11 protein-coding genes are annotated in these 14,963 nt (G+C 67.6%); 4 read left to right on the forward strand and 7 right to left on the reverse strand.

Annotation, left to right across the window (positions count from 1 at the left end):
* Positions 1 to 125: 125 nt before the first annotated feature.
* Complete coding sequence (locus tag FFS62_RS04255) at positions 126 to 2,234, forward strand: molybdopterin oxidoreductase family protein (protein ID WP_137971556.1); 2,109 nt, start codon at positions 126 to 128, stop codon at positions 2,232 to 2,234.
* 10 nt (positions 2,235 to 2,244) lie between these two features.
* Here the strand turns inward: FFS62_RS04255 and FFS62_RS04260 are convergent, their stop codons facing one another.
* Positions 2,245 to 2,979 carry an ABC transporter substrate-binding protein gene (locus FFS62_RS04260; protein WP_137971557.1) on the reverse strand — a complete coding sequence of 245 codons (735 nt, stop codon included), beginning with the start codon at positions 2,977 to 2,979 and terminating at the stop codon, positions 2,245 to 2,247.
* A 161-nt stretch (positions 2,980 to 3,140) separates the two neighbouring features.
* Here FFS62_RS04260 and grxD point away from each other — a divergent pair, with 161 nt between their 5' ends.
* Entirely contained in the window at positions 3,141 to 3,470 is a 330-nt protein-coding gene (gene grxD, locus FFS62_RS04265; RefSeq protein WP_137971558.1) for a Grx4 family monothiol glutaredoxin, read from the forward strand.
* A 60-nt stretch (positions 3,471 to 3,530) separates the two neighbouring features.
* On the opposite strand, the gene FFS62_RS04270 is transcribed toward grxD, so the two are convergent.
* Positions 3,531 to 6,647, reverse strand: a complete 3,117-nt coding sequence (locus tag FFS62_RS04270) for a transglycosylase domain-containing protein (RefSeq protein ID WP_137971559.1) — start codon at positions 6,645 to 6,647, stop codon at positions 3,531 to 3,533.
* A gap of 191 nt (positions 6,648 to 6,838) precedes the next feature.
* On the opposite strand from FFS62_RS04270, the gene FFS62_RS04275 reads away from it, so the two are divergent.
* The gene (locus FFS62_RS04275) at positions 6,839 to 7,249 is read left to right on the forward strand and encodes a VOC family protein (protein WP_137971560.1); all 411 of its coding nucleotides are present in this window, start codon (positions 6,839 to 6,841) and stop codon (positions 7,247 to 7,249) included.
* Between the two features lie 4 nt (positions 7,250 to 7,253).
* Here FFS62_RS04275 and FFS62_RS04280 read toward each other — a convergent pair whose 3' ends face one another.
* The 3 genes from FFS62_RS04280 to metR form a co-directional block, all read right to left on the reverse strand.
* Positions 7,254 to 7,994, reverse strand: coding sequence for a glutathione S-transferase family protein (locus tag FFS62_RS04280; RefSeq protein ID WP_137971561.1), 741 nt, complete (start codon positions 7,992 to 7,994; stop codon positions 7,254 to 7,256).
* Between the two features lie 54 nt (positions 7,995 to 8,048).
* Positions 8,049 to 9,665: an FMN-binding glutamate synthase family protein gene (locus tag FFS62_RS04285; RefSeq protein WP_137971562.1), complete on the reverse strand. Its 1,617-nt coding sequence runs from the start codon at positions 9,663 to 9,665 to the stop codon at positions 8,049 to 8,051.
* A gap of 66 nt (positions 9,666 to 9,731) precedes the next feature.
* On the reverse strand, positions 9,732 to 10,652 hold the full coding sequence (metR, locus tag FFS62_RS04290; protein WP_137971563.1) for a transcriptional regulator MetR: 921 nt from the start codon (positions 10,650 to 10,652) through the stop codon (positions 9,732 to 9,734).
* Between the two features lie 111 nt (positions 10,653 to 10,763).
* On the opposite strand from metR, the gene metE reads away from it, so the two are divergent.
* Positions 10,764 to 13,052 carry a 5-methyltetrahydropteroyltriglutamate--homocysteine S-methyltransferase gene (metE, locus tag FFS62_RS04295; RefSeq protein WP_137971564.1) on the forward strand — a complete coding sequence of 763 codons (2,289 nt, stop codon included), beginning with the start codon at positions 10,764 to 10,766 and terminating at the stop codon, positions 13,050 to 13,052.
* A gap of 176 nt (positions 13,053 to 13,228) precedes the next feature.
* Here metE and FFS62_RS04300 read toward each other — a convergent pair whose 3' ends face one another.
* Both FFS62_RS04300 and FFS62_RS04305 read right to left on the reverse strand, forming a co-directional pair.
* Positions 13,229 to 13,927, reverse strand: coding sequence for a 4'-phosphopantetheinyl transferase (locus FFS62_RS04300; protein WP_256662111.1), 699 nt, complete (start codon positions 13,925 to 13,927; stop codon positions 13,229 to 13,231).
* A 221-nt stretch (positions 13,928 to 14,148) separates the two neighbouring features.
* Positions 14,149 to 14,928 carry a dienelactone hydrolase family protein gene (locus tag FFS62_RS04305; RefSeq protein WP_137971566.1) on the reverse strand — a complete coding sequence of 260 codons (780 nt, stop codon included), beginning with the start codon at positions 14,926 to 14,928 and terminating at the stop codon, positions 14,149 to 14,151.
* Positions 14,929 to 14,963: the final 35 nt, after the last annotated feature.

Raw genomic sequence — 14,963 nt, forward strand, 5'->3', positions numbered from 1 at the left:
ATCGGTAGGCATGATGGCCGTCGATTCATAAAGTGAAGGCCGCTGGCCAAGCCCGGCTGCAGCCGCCATAGTCAGGCCCATGCGACTAGACCGGTCGTCTCGATCAGAACAACAGAGGCTAGGCCATGACCAAGACCCTCCATCACCGTGCTTGTCACCTGTGTGAGGCCATCTGCGGCCTGACCATCGAAACCGAAGACCGCGACGACGGCAGCCGCCAGATCCTGTCGATCAAGGGCGACGCCCTGGACACGTTCAGCCGTGGCCATATCTGCCCCAAGGCGGTGGCGCTGCAGGACATCCAGAACGACCCGGACCGGGTGCGTCAGCCGCTGCGCAAGGTCAATGGCCAGTGGCAGCCGATTGCCTGGGACGAGGCCTTCGAGCTGGTCGCCGAGCGCTTCTCGGCTATCCAGGCCGAGCACGGCAAGAACGCCGTGGCCGTGTACCAGGGCAATCCCAGCGTGCACAACTACGGGCTGATGACCCACAGCAACTACTTCCTCGGTCAGCTGAAGACGCGCAACCGCTTCTCCGCCACCTCGGTGGACCAGCTGCCGCATCACCTGACCAGCTACCTGATGTACGGCCACGGCCTGCTGCTGCCGATCCCGGACATCGACCATACCCAGTTCATGCTGATCCTCGGCGGCAACCCGCTGGCCTCCAACGGCAGCATCATGACCGTGCCCGACGTGGAGAAGCGCCTGAAAGCGCTCAAGGCCCGCGGCGGCAAGCTGGTGGTGGTCGACCCACGGCGTAGCGAGACGGCGGCCATGGCCGACCAGCACATCTTCGTGCGCCCGGGTAACGACGCGGCGCTGCTGCTCGGCCTGCTCAACACCCTGTTCGACGAGGGCCTGACCCGTGAGGGCCCGTTGCCGGTCAATGGCCTGGAGCAGGTGAAGGAGGCCGTGGCCCCATTTACCGCCGAAGTCATGAGCTCCCGCTGCGGCGTGCCGGCCGAGGACATCCGCCAGCTGGCCCGCGACTTCGCCGCCGCCGAGTCGGCGGTGTGCTACGGCCGCATGGGCGTGTCCACCCAGGCCTACGGCAGCCTGTGCCACTGGCTGATCCAGCTGATCAACCTGGTCACCGGCAACCTCGACCGGGTCGGCGGCACCCTGTGCACCAGCCCGGCGCTGGACCTGGTGGCGACCACTTCGGGCGGCCACTTCAACGTCTGGCAGAGCCGCGTCTCCGGCCTGCCGGAATATGGCGGCGAGCTGCCGGTGGCGGCGCTGGCCGAGGAAATGCTCACCCCCGGCGAGGGGCAGATCCGCGCGCTGGTCACGGTGGCCGGCAACCCGGTACTGTCCACGCCCAACGGCCGCCAGCTGGAGCAGGCGCTGGACGGGCTGGACTTCATGGTCTCGGTCGATCTGTACATCAACGAGACCACCCGCCACGCCGACCTGATCCTGCCGCCCACCGCGCCGCTGGAGCACGATCATTACGACACCACCTTCAACGTGTTCGCCGTGCGCAACGTCACCCGCTTCAACGAGCCGGTGCTGGCCAAGCCGGAAGGCGCGCTGGACGACTGGGAGATCTTCGTCGGTCTGGCCAAGGCCTTCGCCGCCAAGAACGGCACCGAGCTCAAGCCGACCATGCCGCCGCAGCAGATGATCGACCTGGGCCTGCGCTTCGGCCCCTATGGCGACAAGTCCGAGCACAAGCTCAGCCTGGCGGCGCTGCGCGACGCACCCCATGGCATCGACCTGGGGCCGCTCAAGCCGAACCTGGCGGCGCGGCTGAAGACCGAGTCCAAGGCCATCGAGGCCGCGCCGGAACTGCTGGTCGCCGACCTGGCGCGCTTCGCCGCCCAGCCGCTGCCGGCCGAGGGTGAGCTGGTGCTGATCGGCCGCCGCCATGTGCGCAGCAACAACTCCTGGATGCACAACTACCAGCGTCTGGTGAAGGGCAAACCGCGGCATCAGCTGCTGATGCACCCGCAGGATATGGCCGGCAGAGGTCTGAGTGACGGCCAGCGCGTGCGCGTGCAGTCGCGGGTCGGCGAGATCGAAGTGGAGGCGGTGGCCAGCGACGAGATGATGCCCGGCGTGGTCAGCCTGCCGCATGGCTGGGGCCATGCGCGGCCTGGCGTGCAGATGGGCATCGCCAGCGCCCAGCCGGGGGCCAGTGCCAACGACCTGACCGACGACCGCCAGCTCGACGCGGTGTCCGGCAACGCGGCGCTGAACGGGGTGCCTGTGCGGGTGGAAGCCGCCTAGCGCTGGCGGGTCAGAGATGAACGCCGTAGCGGGCGTAGATCTCTTCGATGATGCCGCGCTGCTTGAGCTGGACGATCGCCGCGTCCAGCTTGTTCAGCCAGGCCGCATGCCTGGGGTGGACGCGCATGCTCACGTCGTATGAGCTGATCACATCGCCGATCTCGAGGCGGCGGTACTCCGGCACTTCGCGCCTGTGGTATTGGGCGATGGCCTTGTTGACGATGATCTGATCGAAGCGCGCTTTGGCCAGCATGCTCAGTAGCTGCTGTTCGTTCAGGCCATTGCGTCGGTCGATCTGTCCCGAGGCGACCAGCGCCGCCAGCTCGGGATAGGCGTAGCCGCGCACCATGCCCACCGATTTGCCGCGCAGGTCCTCGGGCTGCTTGACCGGAAAGGCCTTGTGCGGGGCGAACGCCAGCACATCCACTACCTGGCCGAAGGGCACCGAGAACACGCCCGGTGTCGCCTGGTTCTGCACCCAGCCGGGATAGACGCCGGGCTCGATGTCCAGCTGCCCTTCGTTGAACAGCAGGCCGATGCGCGGGTAGGGGTAGTACTGCACGTCGAAGCGGTCGCCGGTGAGTTTGGCCAGTTCATCGAGGATGTCCTGGTAGATGCCGCGCCTGCGGTTCTCGATCATCATCGGCGGATAATCGTAGAAGCCCACCCTGAAGGTCTCGGCGACAGTGCCTTGCGCGCAGCCGCACAGGCACAACATGGTCATCGCCTTGATCAGCCACTTCACTGCATCGCCCTCGACTCCCGCCGTCGCCTGCCGTCCAGTCTAGCCATCCGGCGGCTCGCCAGGGAGTGCCGCGCCATCCCCGAGCCCGCTGCTGGGTTTTTCGGTTACAATCGCGCCATCCCGCCCGGCGCTGGTCCGGGGAAGTTCAGACGAGGTGAGTCGTGGATATTATCGATACCATCAAAGAGCAGATCGCCAACAACACCATCCTGCTGTACATGAAAGGCTCGCCGAACGCGCCGCAGTGCGGTTTCTCGTCCCGCGCCGCGCAGGTGGTGATGGCCTGTGGCGAGAAGTTCGCCTACGTGGACATCCTGCAGAACCCGGAAATCCGCGCCAACCTGCCCAAGTACGCCAACTGGCCGACCTTCCCGCAGCTGTGGGTGGCCGGAGAGCTGGTCGGCGGCAGCGACATCATGACCGAGATGTTCGAGAAGGGTGAGCTGCAGACCCTGATCAAGGACGCCGCCGAGAAGGCCAAGGCCGAATAAGCCGAGTCGCGTCAGAAAAAGCCGATGCCTCTGCATCGGCTTTTTTGTGTCCGCAGGAAACTACAGCAGGCGCACGCGGGAGGGTGCCGGCGGCACGCCGCAGCCGGTGTGGCTGTCTGGCTCCAGGTAAGGCGTGAGGATCGGCGCCATGCCCTTGAGCACCTGCACCGGTAGCGCCGAGGTGAAGCGGAAACCTTCCGCCGCCTGGCCCGGGACGAAGGCGGTGAGGGTGCCGAAGTGGCGCGGGCCCAGGTAGAAGACGAAGGTCGCCGTGCGGTTGATCGCCCGCGAGCTCAGCACATGGCCGCCGCGGGTGGTGCTCTCGATGCGGTTGTCGCCGGTGCCGGTCTTGCCGCCGAGCACCAGCGGCGTGCCGTCGGCCAGCTGGAAGCTGCCATGCAGGCGCCGCGCGGTGCCGGCCTCGACCACCTGGGACAGGGCGCCACGCAGCGCCGCCGCCACTTCCGAGGGTAGTACCCGCTCGCCACGCTGGCTGTTCTGCTGCAGCAGCGTCTCGTAGGGCGTGTCCGCGGCGAAATGCAGGCGGTCGATGCGCACGCTGGGCTGGCGGATGCCATCGTTCTGGATGATGCCCATCAGCTCTGCCAGCGCCGCCGGGCGGTCGCCTGAGCTGCCGATGGCGGTGGCCAGCGACGGCACCAGGTGTTCGAACGGGTAACCCAGGCGCTGCCAGCGCTGGTGGATATCGAGGAAGGCCTCGACTTCCAGCAGGGTGCGGATGCGGCTGTCGCGGGCGCTCTTGTGGCGGGTCTTGAACAGCCAGCCGTAGACCTCCTGGCGCTCCTCGGCGCTGGCCGCCACGGCGTCCTTGAAGGTCGCCTGCGGCTGCTCGATCAGGTAGCCCAGCAGCCACAGCTCCAGCGGGTGCACGCGGGCGATGTAGCCCTGGTCCGGCAGGCTCCAGGCGCCGGGGCCGTAGTCCAGGTACAGGCTGTGCAGCTTCTTCTCGGTCAGCTTCTCGGTTTTGACGTTGGCGTGGGCGTGGACGAACGCGGCGAAGGTCGCCTCGTCCACCTCCGGCATCAGGTAGCGGTGCACGGCGGCCAGGCGCACGGCGGTGGGTCGCAGGCCCTCGAGGAAGGTGTCCAGGCGCTCCTGGGCGCTCTGGCCCTGGTACTTGCGCCAGAAACGCAGGAGGAAGGTGGTGCCCTCGCGGTCGGCAAAACGTTTGAGGTAGCCCTCGCGCAGCGGGTGCTTGTCGTCCTGCAGCAGGGCGGCGCTGCTGCTCTCGCCGTGGTAGGTGCTGTAACGCACCAGGTCGCGCAGCAGGCGGATGAAGGGCAGGTTGATCGACTCGCGCAGGGCCTCGCGCAGGGTGGGAATGCGCGCGTTGTCCTCGCGCTTGAAGTTGCCGAAGGTGTGCGCGCCGCCGCCGGTGAAGAAGGTCTCGTAGGGGCTGGCCGAGTACTTGCGCTCCAGCGCCGCCTCCAGGGTGTCGCGCAGATTCTGCTCGGGCTTGGCGATCAGCTGATCGAGCATCCAGCGGCTCAGGTGATCCTGCGGTGCCACCTCGATCTTGCGCAGCACCTCGGGGCTCTGCCCGGCGTAGCGGGCATGCAGCTCGGCGATCACTTCCAGGTAAGTGGTCAGCACCCGCAGCTTGGCGGTAGAGCCCAGCTCCAGCTTGCTGCCCTCGTTGATGTCGAAGGGCTGGTCGGTGCTGTCGGTCTGCACCCGCACCCGCGCACCATCCGGGCTGCGCTCGAACAGGGTGAAGCTGTAGCGCACGTCGGCGGTCTTCTCCGGCGACAGCAGGCGCTCGCCATACAGGCCGATCTGCCCGGCGAACTCGGGGTCGGCCAGGCGCCGCAGGTAGGCGCTGACCTGGTCCTGCAGCGGGCCGTTGAGGGTGCTGCTGGCGGCCAGGTCGAGGCGGTCGAGGTCGTACAGCGGCATGTTGAGCAGGCTGGACAGCCGCGAGCGGGCCACGCTGATGCCCTTGTTGCCCTGCACCGGCTGGATCGCCGGGTGTTGTTCCAGGTCGCGGAAGCGCAGCTTCTGCGCCAGCGCCGCATCGCGCAGGGCCCAGCTAATCACGCCGCCATTGGCCAGCACGCGGATATGGCTATCGGTCAGCGCCTCCAGCTCCTTGCGGCCCTGGGCCAGGTAATAGGAGGGGCGGCGCTGGGCGATCATCAGCGCCAGCACCTGGCGCAGCGCCAGGCCACGCTCGGCGCTGCTGGCCACCGGCGTGCGCGCCGGGTCGAGCAGGGCGTTGACCCGCGCGAAGTCGGCGCCGAACCACACCCGCAGACCATCGGCCAGGCCGTGCACCTCGCCGTGGCCGGGGGCGGCGGAGAGCGGCACGCTGTTGAGGTAGTCGCGCACTATCTGTTGGCGCGCGGCGAAGGTCTCCGGCCCTGCGCGATAGGCGCGCACGCTGGCGGAGATCATCTGCCGTAGCTTCTCCATGGCCGACAGGGTCAGGCCGTCCGGCGAGTGGCGGTATTTCTCCAGCTGGGTGGCCAGGGTGCTGCCGCCGGCCGACTGCTCCTGGATGGCGAAGCTCTTGCCCACCTGCGACAGCGCCGCCTTGACGAAGCGCGGCCAGTCCACCGCCGGGTTAGCGCGCGGCTGGTCCTGGTCAAGCAGGTGGCGGTTCTCGATGAACAGCAGGCTGTTCACCACCAGCGGCGGGATGTCGGCGAAGCGCGGATACAGCTGCTGCGGATAATGGAACAGATACAGCGGCTCGCCACGGCAATCGCTGATGGCCAGGCCGGCTTGCACCTTCTCGCTGAACGGCGGAAAGAAGCCGTGTTCGCCATAGGCCAGCAGGGCCGGAGACTGCTGGACCTGGGCGGTGATCAGGAAATGCCGCTGCTGCAGGCGCTCCAGCAGCAGTGGCAGGTGGGCGTAGCCCAGGCGCTTGTCGAACGGCCCGTCGGCGGGGAAGGCGATATCCTCGCTGGGGCCGGGTTGCAGGCTGTAGCTCAGCTCGCTGGCGAACTGGCTAAACTGGCGGGCCTGGAAATAGGCGGTTTCGATCTCGCGATGGACGGCCAGGCCGAGCAGCACGACCACGCCGAACAGGCTTATCCACAGCAGGGTTTTCAGCTTGCGCCGGCGTGGCGGGGGATTCTGGGTGTAAAGCGCTTCCGGGTCGCTCACGGGGAGCGCAGTCTGGGGTGCGTCCGATTGCCAAAGTGCGCCCATGATCGACTGGCCTGGATGCCTGCTCTTGTTTCAAGCGTAGTTCGCCGTGGGCGCCGCATGGCTTTTTATCGCCCGTTCCAGAGCGCTTTCTGCCCTGCCGGCGGCTGTTCGTCGGCTGGCGCGAACGGGCGGCGGCGCGCCGCGGTCAACCCTGCTTGACTGTCGCGGCAACCCCCTCAAGGAGAACGACCATGGACAAGGGTTCCAGCCTCATTCCCTGCGTGCTGTATCGCGACGCCCCGGCCGCCATCGCCTGGCTGGGCGAGGTGTTCGGCCTGCGCGAGCAGCTGCGCGTGCCGGGCGAGGACGGCAGCATCCACCACGCCCAGCTGCTGCACGGCAACGGCATGCTGATGCTCGGCACCCTGCGCGACGGCGAATACGCCGGCAACCTGCGCGATCCGCGCCAGATCGGCGGCAATACCCAGGGCATCTATCTGCTGCTGGAGGATGTCGACGGCGCCTACGCTCGGGTGCAACGCGCCGGCGGCGAGATCCTCATCCCGATCAAGGACGAGGAATACGGCGGCCGTGGCTTCACCTGCCGCGATCTGGAGGGCCAGCTGTGGAGCGTGGGCAGTTACGACCCTTGGAGCGAATAAGCCTTCAGGCGCGACGCTGGCGATCTTCCGCGTAGCGGCGCAGCACCCATTGCCCGGCGGGGCGGGCGAACAGCTGGTCGAGGAATTCCTGGGTCTCCCGGCCATGGCCGGCGATGTGTTCCCAGGGCGTGCCGGCCGGGGTGAACAGCGGGCCGTACAGCGCGGCAGCCGCCACGTCGGCCAGGCTCAGCTGCTCGCCGACCAGGTAGCGCGCCGGATCGCCGCCGGTGAGCTGCTCGATCAGGTCGAGGCCGGCCAGCAGCTCCTCGCGGGACTTGGCCACCCGGTCCGGGCGGATGCCGTAGAGCTTCTTCACCCCGTCGATCAGCAGCGGCTTCATCAGGTCACGCAGGCCGAACCAGGGCCGGTAGACCTTGAGCATGGCGTGCATCACCGTGCTCCAGTCCTCGATCTGGCCGTACAGCCAGCGGCGCACGTGTACGCCGAGGCGGTCGAAGCGCTCTTCCAGCTCCAGGATCTGCACGCGCTGCTCGGCGTCCTGCGGCAGCAGCGGCTGCTCGGGGTAGCGTTGCTCCAGGTGCAGGGCAATGGCGGTGGAGTCGCCCACCACCTGCTCGCCGTCACGCAGGATCGGCAGGGTGACGATATCGGCCAGGCGCTTGCTCTTCAGCCGATGGATGCCGGGGAAAAGGTTGTCCACCCGGTAGTCGAGGCCCTTGTGGTCCAGGTGCCAGCGGGTCTTCTCGCAGTAGTGGGAGATCGGGAACTGGTACAGGGTGCGCATGGGCGGCGGCCTTTCGCGAGAGGAAGGGCCGCAGTGTAATGAAGCCTTAGCTGACTACGAAGTCGCGCTCGGCGCGAAGCTGTCGGCCCGCGCCATGGCCCACATGCGCCGGTAGAACTCGCCGTCGATGCGGCCATCGAGCAGCTCGCCGGGCTTGAGGAACACGTGCAGCTGCGAGTACAGCTTGATCTCGCTGGCCGACATGCGCCGCACCAGGTGCTTGGCCTCGATCTGCGAGGGATGGCTGAGGCCGGCGGCGGCGATCATCTCGGCCAGGCCCTTCATGGTGTTGCGGTGGAAGTTGTGCACCCGCTGAGCCTTGTCCGGCACCACCAGGGCGCGCTGGCGCAGGCGGTCCTGGGTGGCCACGCCGGTCGGGCACTTGTTGGTGTGGCAGGACTGCGACTGGATGCAGCCGATGGCGAACATGAAGCCGCGCGCCGAGTTGGCCCAGTCGGCGCCCAGGGCCATGACGCTGGCGATGTCGAAGGCGCTGACGATCTTGCCGCTGGCACCGAGGCGGATCTTGTCGCGCAGGTTGATGCCGACCAGGGTGTTGTGCACCAGCAGCAGGCCCTCGCGAAGCGGCACGCCGATATGGTCGGTGAACTCCAGCGGCGCCGCGCCGGTGCCGCCTTCCTTGCCGTCGATGACGATGAAGTCGGGCAGGATGCCGGTCTGCAGCATGGCCTTGGCGATGCTCATGAACTCCCAGGGGTGGCCCAGGCACAGCTTGAAACCCACCGGCTTGCCGCCGGACAGCTCGCGCAGCCGGGCGATGAACTGCAGCAGCTCGATGGGCGTTGCGAAGGCGCTGTGGCGCGCCGGCGAGATGCAGTCCTGGCCCATCGGCACGCCGCGGGTCAGGGAGATTTCCTCGGTCACCTTGTGTTTGGGCAGGATGCCGCCGTGGCCGGGCTTGGCGCCCTGCGACAGCTTGATCTCGATCATCTTCACCTGCGCGCTGGCGGCCTGTTCGGCGAAGCGTGCGGGGTCGAAGCGGCCGTCCTCGCCACGGCAGCCGAAATAGCCGCTGCCCAGTTCCCACACCAGGTCGCCACCATGTTCGCGGTGGTAGGGGCTGATGCTGCCCTCGCCGGTGTCGTGGTAGAAGCCGCCGAGCTGGGCGCCCTGGTTGAGCGCGCGGATGGCGTTGGCGCTGAGCGAGCCGAAGCTCATCGCCGAGATGTTGAACACCGAGGCCGAGTAGGGCTGCGTGCACTGCGGCCCGCCGACGCTGACGCGGAAGGTGGCGGGATCGCAGTGGTCGGCCGGCAGCATGGAGTGGCCGATGAACTCGAAGCCGCTCTGGTACACGTCGCTCAGGGTGCCGAAGGGCTTGTCGGCGCCCTCGTTCTTGGCTCGCGCATACACCAGCGAACGCTGGGCGCGGGAGAAGGGCAGCTTGTCGCCGTCGGCCTCCAGCAGGTACTGGCGGATCTCCGGGCGGATGCTCTCCACCAGGTAGCGGATGTTGCCGAGGATCGGGTAGTTGCGCCGCACCGCCTGGCGCGTCTGCAGCAGGTCGTTGATGCCGACCAGGCTGAGCACGCCGCCGAGCAGGGTCAGCGCCCACAGCCACTCATGGGCGCCGACAAAGGGCAGGCTGAGCAGGGTGAACAGCAGGCAGAACGCGAAGAAGGCATAGCGGTTCAGCAGCGACAGACTCATGGGACTTCCTTATGGCGGGTGCGCCAGGCAAGGGTAGCGTCAGCGGCGCCGTCCTGCCGCCTCGCTTCAACCGCGTGCGGCGCTGACCCCGGCCAGAGTGGCGAAGGAGGTGTCCTTGGCGGTGAGCAGGAAGTCGCGCATGAACGGCGCATCGAGCATGTCGCTGCGGATGCCGGCCTGCAGGGTGGCGAACAGACCGCGCTCGCCCAGGCGCTTGGCGGTGACATAGCCGCGCGAGCTGTATTCGTGCAGTGCCCAGTTGGGCAGGCTGCACACGCCACGGCCGCTGGCCACCAGCTGCATCATCATCACCGTCAGCTCCGAGGTGCGCACCTGCGCCGGCTCCACGTCGGCCGGCTCGAGGAAGCGGGTGAAGATGTCCAGACGGTCGCGCTCCACCGGGTAGGTGATCAGGGTTTCCTTCTCCAGGTCCTCGGCGACTATGTAGGAGCGGCTGGCCAGGGGGTGCTGGTTGGCTACCGCCAGCTGCGCCTCGTAGGTGAACAGCGGCACGTATGTGATGCCGGGCAGGTCCACCGGGTCGGAGGTCACCACCAGGTCCAGGTCGCCACGGGCCAGGGCCGGCAGCGGGGCGAAGGAGAAGCCCGAGGCCAGGTCCAGCTCTACTTCCGGCCAGGCGTCGCGGAACTGGTCGATGGTCGGCATCAGCCACTGGAAGCAGCTGTGGCATTCGATGGCCATATGCAGGCGCCCTGCGGTGCCACCGGCCAGGCGCGCCATATCGCGCTCCGCCGCACGCAGCTGCGGCAACAGGCTGTCGGCCAGCTGCAGCAGGCGCAGGCCGGCGCTGGTGAAGCGCACCGGCTTGGTCTTGCGCACGAACAGCTGCATGCCCAGACGCTCCTCCAGTTCCTTGAACTGGTGGGACAGGGCCGACTGGGTCAGGTGCAGGCGCTCGGCGGCCTCCACCAGGCTGTCGGTCTCACGCAGGGCGTGCAGGGTCTTGAGGTGGCGCAATTCCAACATGAGCGAATCTCAATGAATGAAACTTGTGATCATCACGAATAGGTTGAGTTTGTCTCATGATGCCTTCGCTGTCGAGAATGTGCGCCATTGACGAACACTGGAGATGGACAGATGGCACTGGCACACAACCTCGGCTTCCCGCGCATCGGCCGCGACCGCGAGCTGAAGAAGGCTCTGGAGGCCTACTGGAAGGGCGAGCTGGACGAGAGCGGCCTGCGCGCCGTGGGCCGCGAGCTGCGCGCCACCCACTGGCAGCTGCAGAAGGACGCCGGCATCGAGCTGCTGCCGGTGGGCGACTTCGCCTGGTACGACCAGGTGCTGACCCACTCGCTGACCTTCGGTGTGATTCCCGAGCGCTTCCATGTGCACGGCGCCAAGCCGACCCTGGACACCTTGTTCGGTATGGCGCGAGGCGTTACGCACAACTGTTGCGGCGGTGCCCATGCCCAGGAGATGACGAAGTGGTTCGATACCAACTACCACTATCTGGTCCCCGAATTCTCAGCCCACCAGCAGTTCGCCCTGAGCTGGGAGCAACTGTTCGAGGAAGTGGAGGAGGGCAAGGCCCTGGGCCACAACCTCAAGCCGGTGTTGATCGGCCCGCTGACCTACCTGTGGCTGGGCAAGGAGAAGGGCAGCGACTTCGACAGACTCGAACTGCTCGAACGTCTGCTACCGGTCTACGGCGAGATCCTCCAGCGCTTGGCCGCCCAGGGCATCGAGTGGGTGCAGATCGACGAGCCGATCCTCGCCCTCGACCTGCCGCAGGCCTGGAAGAATGCCTTCGAGCGTGCCTACAACCTGCTGCAGAAGGAGCCGCTGAAGAAGCTGATCGCCACCTACTTCGCCGGCCTGGAAGACAACCTCGGCCTGGCCGCCAGCCTGCCGGTGGATGGCCTGCACATCGACCTGGTGCGCGCCCCGGAGCAGTTCCCCGCCATCCTCGACCGCCTGCCTTCCTACAAGGTGCTGTCGCTGGGCGTGGTCAACGGCCGCAACATCTGGCGCACCGATCTGCAGGCTGCCCTGGCCGTGCTGCAGCAGGCCCATGAGCGCCTGGGCTCGCGACTGTGGGTGGCGCCGAGCTGCTCGCTGCTGCACAGCCCGGTCGACCTGGGCCGCGAAGACAAGCTGGATGCCGAGCTGAAGAGCTGGCTGGCCTTCGCCGTGCAGAAGTGCCAGGAGGTCGCCGTGCTGGCCCAGGCCCTGCGCGAGCCGCAGTCCGCCGAGGTGCAGGCCGCGCTGGCCGCGAGCAGCGCGGTGCAGGCCAGTCGGGCGCAGTCGCCACGTATCCACAAACCGGCCGTGCAGGCGCGTCTGGCCGCTATCACTGCCGCCGACAGCCAGCGCCAGTCGCCGTTCGCCGCGCGCATCGCCAGGCAGCGCGCGCGGCTCGACCTGCCGCCGTTCCCCACCACCACCATAGGCTCCTTCCCGCAGACCCCAGCCATCCGCCTGGCGCGCCAGTCGTTCAAGGCCGGCAAGCTGTCCGCTGCCGAGTACACCGAGGCCATGCACAGCGAGATCCGCCACGCCGTGAGCATCCAGGAGCAGCTGGGCCTGGATGTGCTGGTGCATGGCGAGGCCGAGCGCAACGACATGGTCGAGTACTTCGCCGAGCAGCTCGACGGCTACGCCTTCACCCGCTTCGGCTGGGTGCAGAGCTACGGCTCGCGCTGCGTGAAACCGGCGCTGATCTATGGCGATCTGTCGCGCCCACAGGCCATGACCGTGTCCTGGATCGAGTACGCCCAGCGCTGCACCGACAAGCTGATGAAGGGCATGCTGACCGGCCCGGTGACCATGCTGATGTGGTCCTTCCCGCGTGACGACATCTCCCGCGAGCAGCAGGCGCGCCAGCTGGCGCTAGCCATCCGCGACGAGGTGGTCGACCTGGAAGCGGCCGGCATCAAGGTCATCCAGATCGACGAGGCGGCCTTCCGCGAGGGCCTGCCGCTGCGCCGCGCCCAGTGGCAGGGCTACCTGGACTGGGCCACCGAAGCCTTCCGCCTGACCGCCTCGGGCGTGCGCGACGAGACGCAGATCCACACCCACATGTGCTACAGCGAGTTCAACGACGTGATCGAATCCATCGCCGCCATGGATGCCGACGTGATCACCATCGAGACCTCGCGCTCGGACATGGAGCTGCTCGACGCCTTCGAGCGCTTCGAGTACCCCAACGAGATCGGCCCCGGTGTGTACGACATCCACTCGCCACGGGTGCCGGACAGCGCCGAGATGGTCCGCCTGATGCGCAAGGCCGCCCAGCGCGTGCCGGCCGAGCGACTGTGGGTCAACCCGGACTGCGGTCTGAAGACCCGCGGCTGGCCTGAGACCGAGGCGGCGCTGGTCAACATGGTGGCGGCGGCGCGGCAGCTGCGGGCGGAGCTGGCGTAGAACCCCCTCTCCCTTTGGGAGAGGGGCGGGGGTGAGGGACGTCCAGGCGACTCGTAGGGGCGTAGCCCGGATGCAATCCGGGAGCGTTGCTCGGCTGTGCCGCCATCCCGGATTGCATCCGGGCTACTGCGGAGCTGATTTTTCCCTCTTCCACTGGTGGGAGGGGGAGGCACGGTCTAGGTCGCGATAGCCACCAGGCTCAGCAGATAGCCGTCGAACTCGGCGAAGCGTCCGCCCAGCTCGCTGCCGCGTGGCCAGTCGGCGTGCAGGTCGAGCAGTAGGCGCAGACGAGCCTGCTCGCCTTGGACTTCCAGCAGCTCGGCGTCGTGGAAGTAGAAGCGGGTCAGCACCAGCGGGTAGAGGGCCTTGAACAGGCTCTCCTTGAGCGAGAAGGTCAGGGTCACCCACCGGGCGAAGGCCTCCGGCTCCAGCCCTGCGGCGCGCTCCATTTCGGCGGGGGTGAGAATCTCGCCCGCCAGCTTGGCCGCGCGCTCGGCGCTCAGCTGTTTCTCCAGGTCCAGGCCCAGGCCCTGCCAATCCTGGCGCGAGGCGACCATCGCGGCGGCCTGGCCGGCACCGTGGGTGATCGAACCGACCACGCCGGCCGGCCAGATCGGCACGCCTTCCTCGTCGCGGCCCGGCACCAGGGCCTGGCCGCACAGCTGGCGCAGGGCCTCGCGGGCGCACAGGCGGCCGGCCAGGTATTCGCCCTGGCGCTTGGCCACGCCGCGCACCGGCTCAATGGCGCAGCGTGGGAAGTCCTCGGCTGCCAGGTGCGCAGGATCGAAGCTGGCGCGCACTAGGCGGGCGCCCGGCAGCTGTAGCGGCGCGGGTTCCAGCAGCAGCTGGCAGAAGGGCGGGATGTGCGAAGTCATGGCCGGCATTCTGCCGTGGCCGGGGTGGGCGGGCCAGCCGTTTACATTTCTTTGCACGACGATAACGAAGCGCTACAGAGCAAGCGCTTGTTTTGTGACAGATTGGGACATGCGTTCCATGTGGACGCTGGTGAGGTTGTAGCCACGGCAGGCCTGTCGCCACCGTGGTTTTACTCTACTGATCGAGTGCGGGAGTCCTTCGGGACTCCCGTTTTTTTTGCTCAGAAAACCTGTTTCAGCAACTGCTGCATATCGGCCCAGGAGCGTTGGTCAGCCTCTTTCTGGTAGCCGAGGTCCAGACCATGGCCCTTGTGCGCGTCGGCATCCGGGTTGCTGAAGCCATGCTTGGCGCCGGGCAGCTCGACGAAGCGGTAGTCGGCGCCGGCCTGGTCCATCTCGGCCTTGAACGCGGCGATCTGCTGCGGCGTGATGAAGCTGTCCGCCGCGCCATGCTCCACCAGCACCTTGGCCTTGACGCTGCCGGGCTTGGCCGGGGTGTCGGTGACCAGCGCGCCGTGGAAGCTCACCACGGCGGCCAGCGGCAGGCCCTGGCGGGCCATGTCCAGCACCACGCGGCCACCGAAGCAGTAGCCGATGGCGGCGAGCCGCTGGGCGTCGGTCTGTGGCTGTGCCTTGAGCAGGTCCAGCCCGGCCTGGAAGCGCGCACGCGGTGTGGCCGGGTCGGCCATCACCGCCTGCATGAAGGCGCCGGCGTCCTTGGGATGCTGGGTGTGCTTGCCCTCGCCATACATGTCCACGGCCAGGGCGCTGTAGCCGAGGGCGGCGAGGTCGCGGGCGCGGCGCTTGGCGTAGTCGTTCAGGCCCCACCACTCATGCACCACGATCACCCCGGGGCGCTTGCCCTCGATGGCGTCGTCCCAGGCGTGGTAGCCGATCAGGCGCGTGCCGTCGGCGCTGGTGTAGGGAATCTCCTTAGTCTGCACGGCGGCCAGGGCGAGAGGGCTGCAACACAGCAGCAGAGCGGTCAGCAGGGTGCGCATGGGAATCTCCTGAAAGGTGAAGGGGCAAGCCTAGC

The organism is Pseudomonas sp. F(2018) (assembly GCF_005508865.1).
Classification (GTDB): Bacteria; Pseudomonadota; Gammaproteobacteria; order Pseudomonadales; family Pseudomonadaceae; genus Aquipseudomonas.

Coding starts and splice junctions, on each gene's coding strand:
- FFS62_RS04255 (WP_137971556.1), top strand. CDS start 126: ATGACCAAGACCCTCCATCACCGTGCTTGTCACCTGTGTGAGGCCATC.
- FFS62_RS04270 (WP_137971559.1), bottom strand. CDS start 6,647: ATGGGCGCACTTTGGCAATCGGACGCACCCCAGACTGCGCTCCCCGTG.
- FFS62_RS04275 (WP_137971560.1), top strand. CDS start 6,839: ATGGACAAGGGTTCCAGCCTCATTCCCTGCGTGCTGTATCGCGACGCC.
- FFS62_RS04280 (WP_137971561.1), bottom strand. CDS start 7,994: ATGCGCACCCTGTACCAGTTCCCGATCTCCCACTACTGCGAGAAGACC.
- FFS62_RS04285 (WP_137971562.1), bottom strand. CDS start 9,665: ATGAGTCTGTCGCTGCTGAACCGCTATGCCTTCTTCGCGTTCTGCCTG.
- metR (WP_137971563.1), bottom strand. CDS start 10,652: ATGTTGGAATTGCGCCACCTCAAGACCCTGCACGCCCTGCGTGAGACC.
- metE (WP_137971564.1), top strand. CDS start 10,764: ATGGCACTGGCACACAACCTCGGCTTCCCGCGCATCGGCCGCGACCGC.
- FFS62_RS04300 (WP_256662111.1), bottom strand. CDS start 13,927: ATGACTTCGCACATCCCGCCCTTCTGCCAGCTGCTGCTGGAACCCGCG.
- FFS62_RS04305 (WP_137971566.1), bottom strand. CDS start 14,928: ATGCGCACCCTGCTGACCGCTCTGCTGCTGTGTTGCAGCCCTCTCGCC.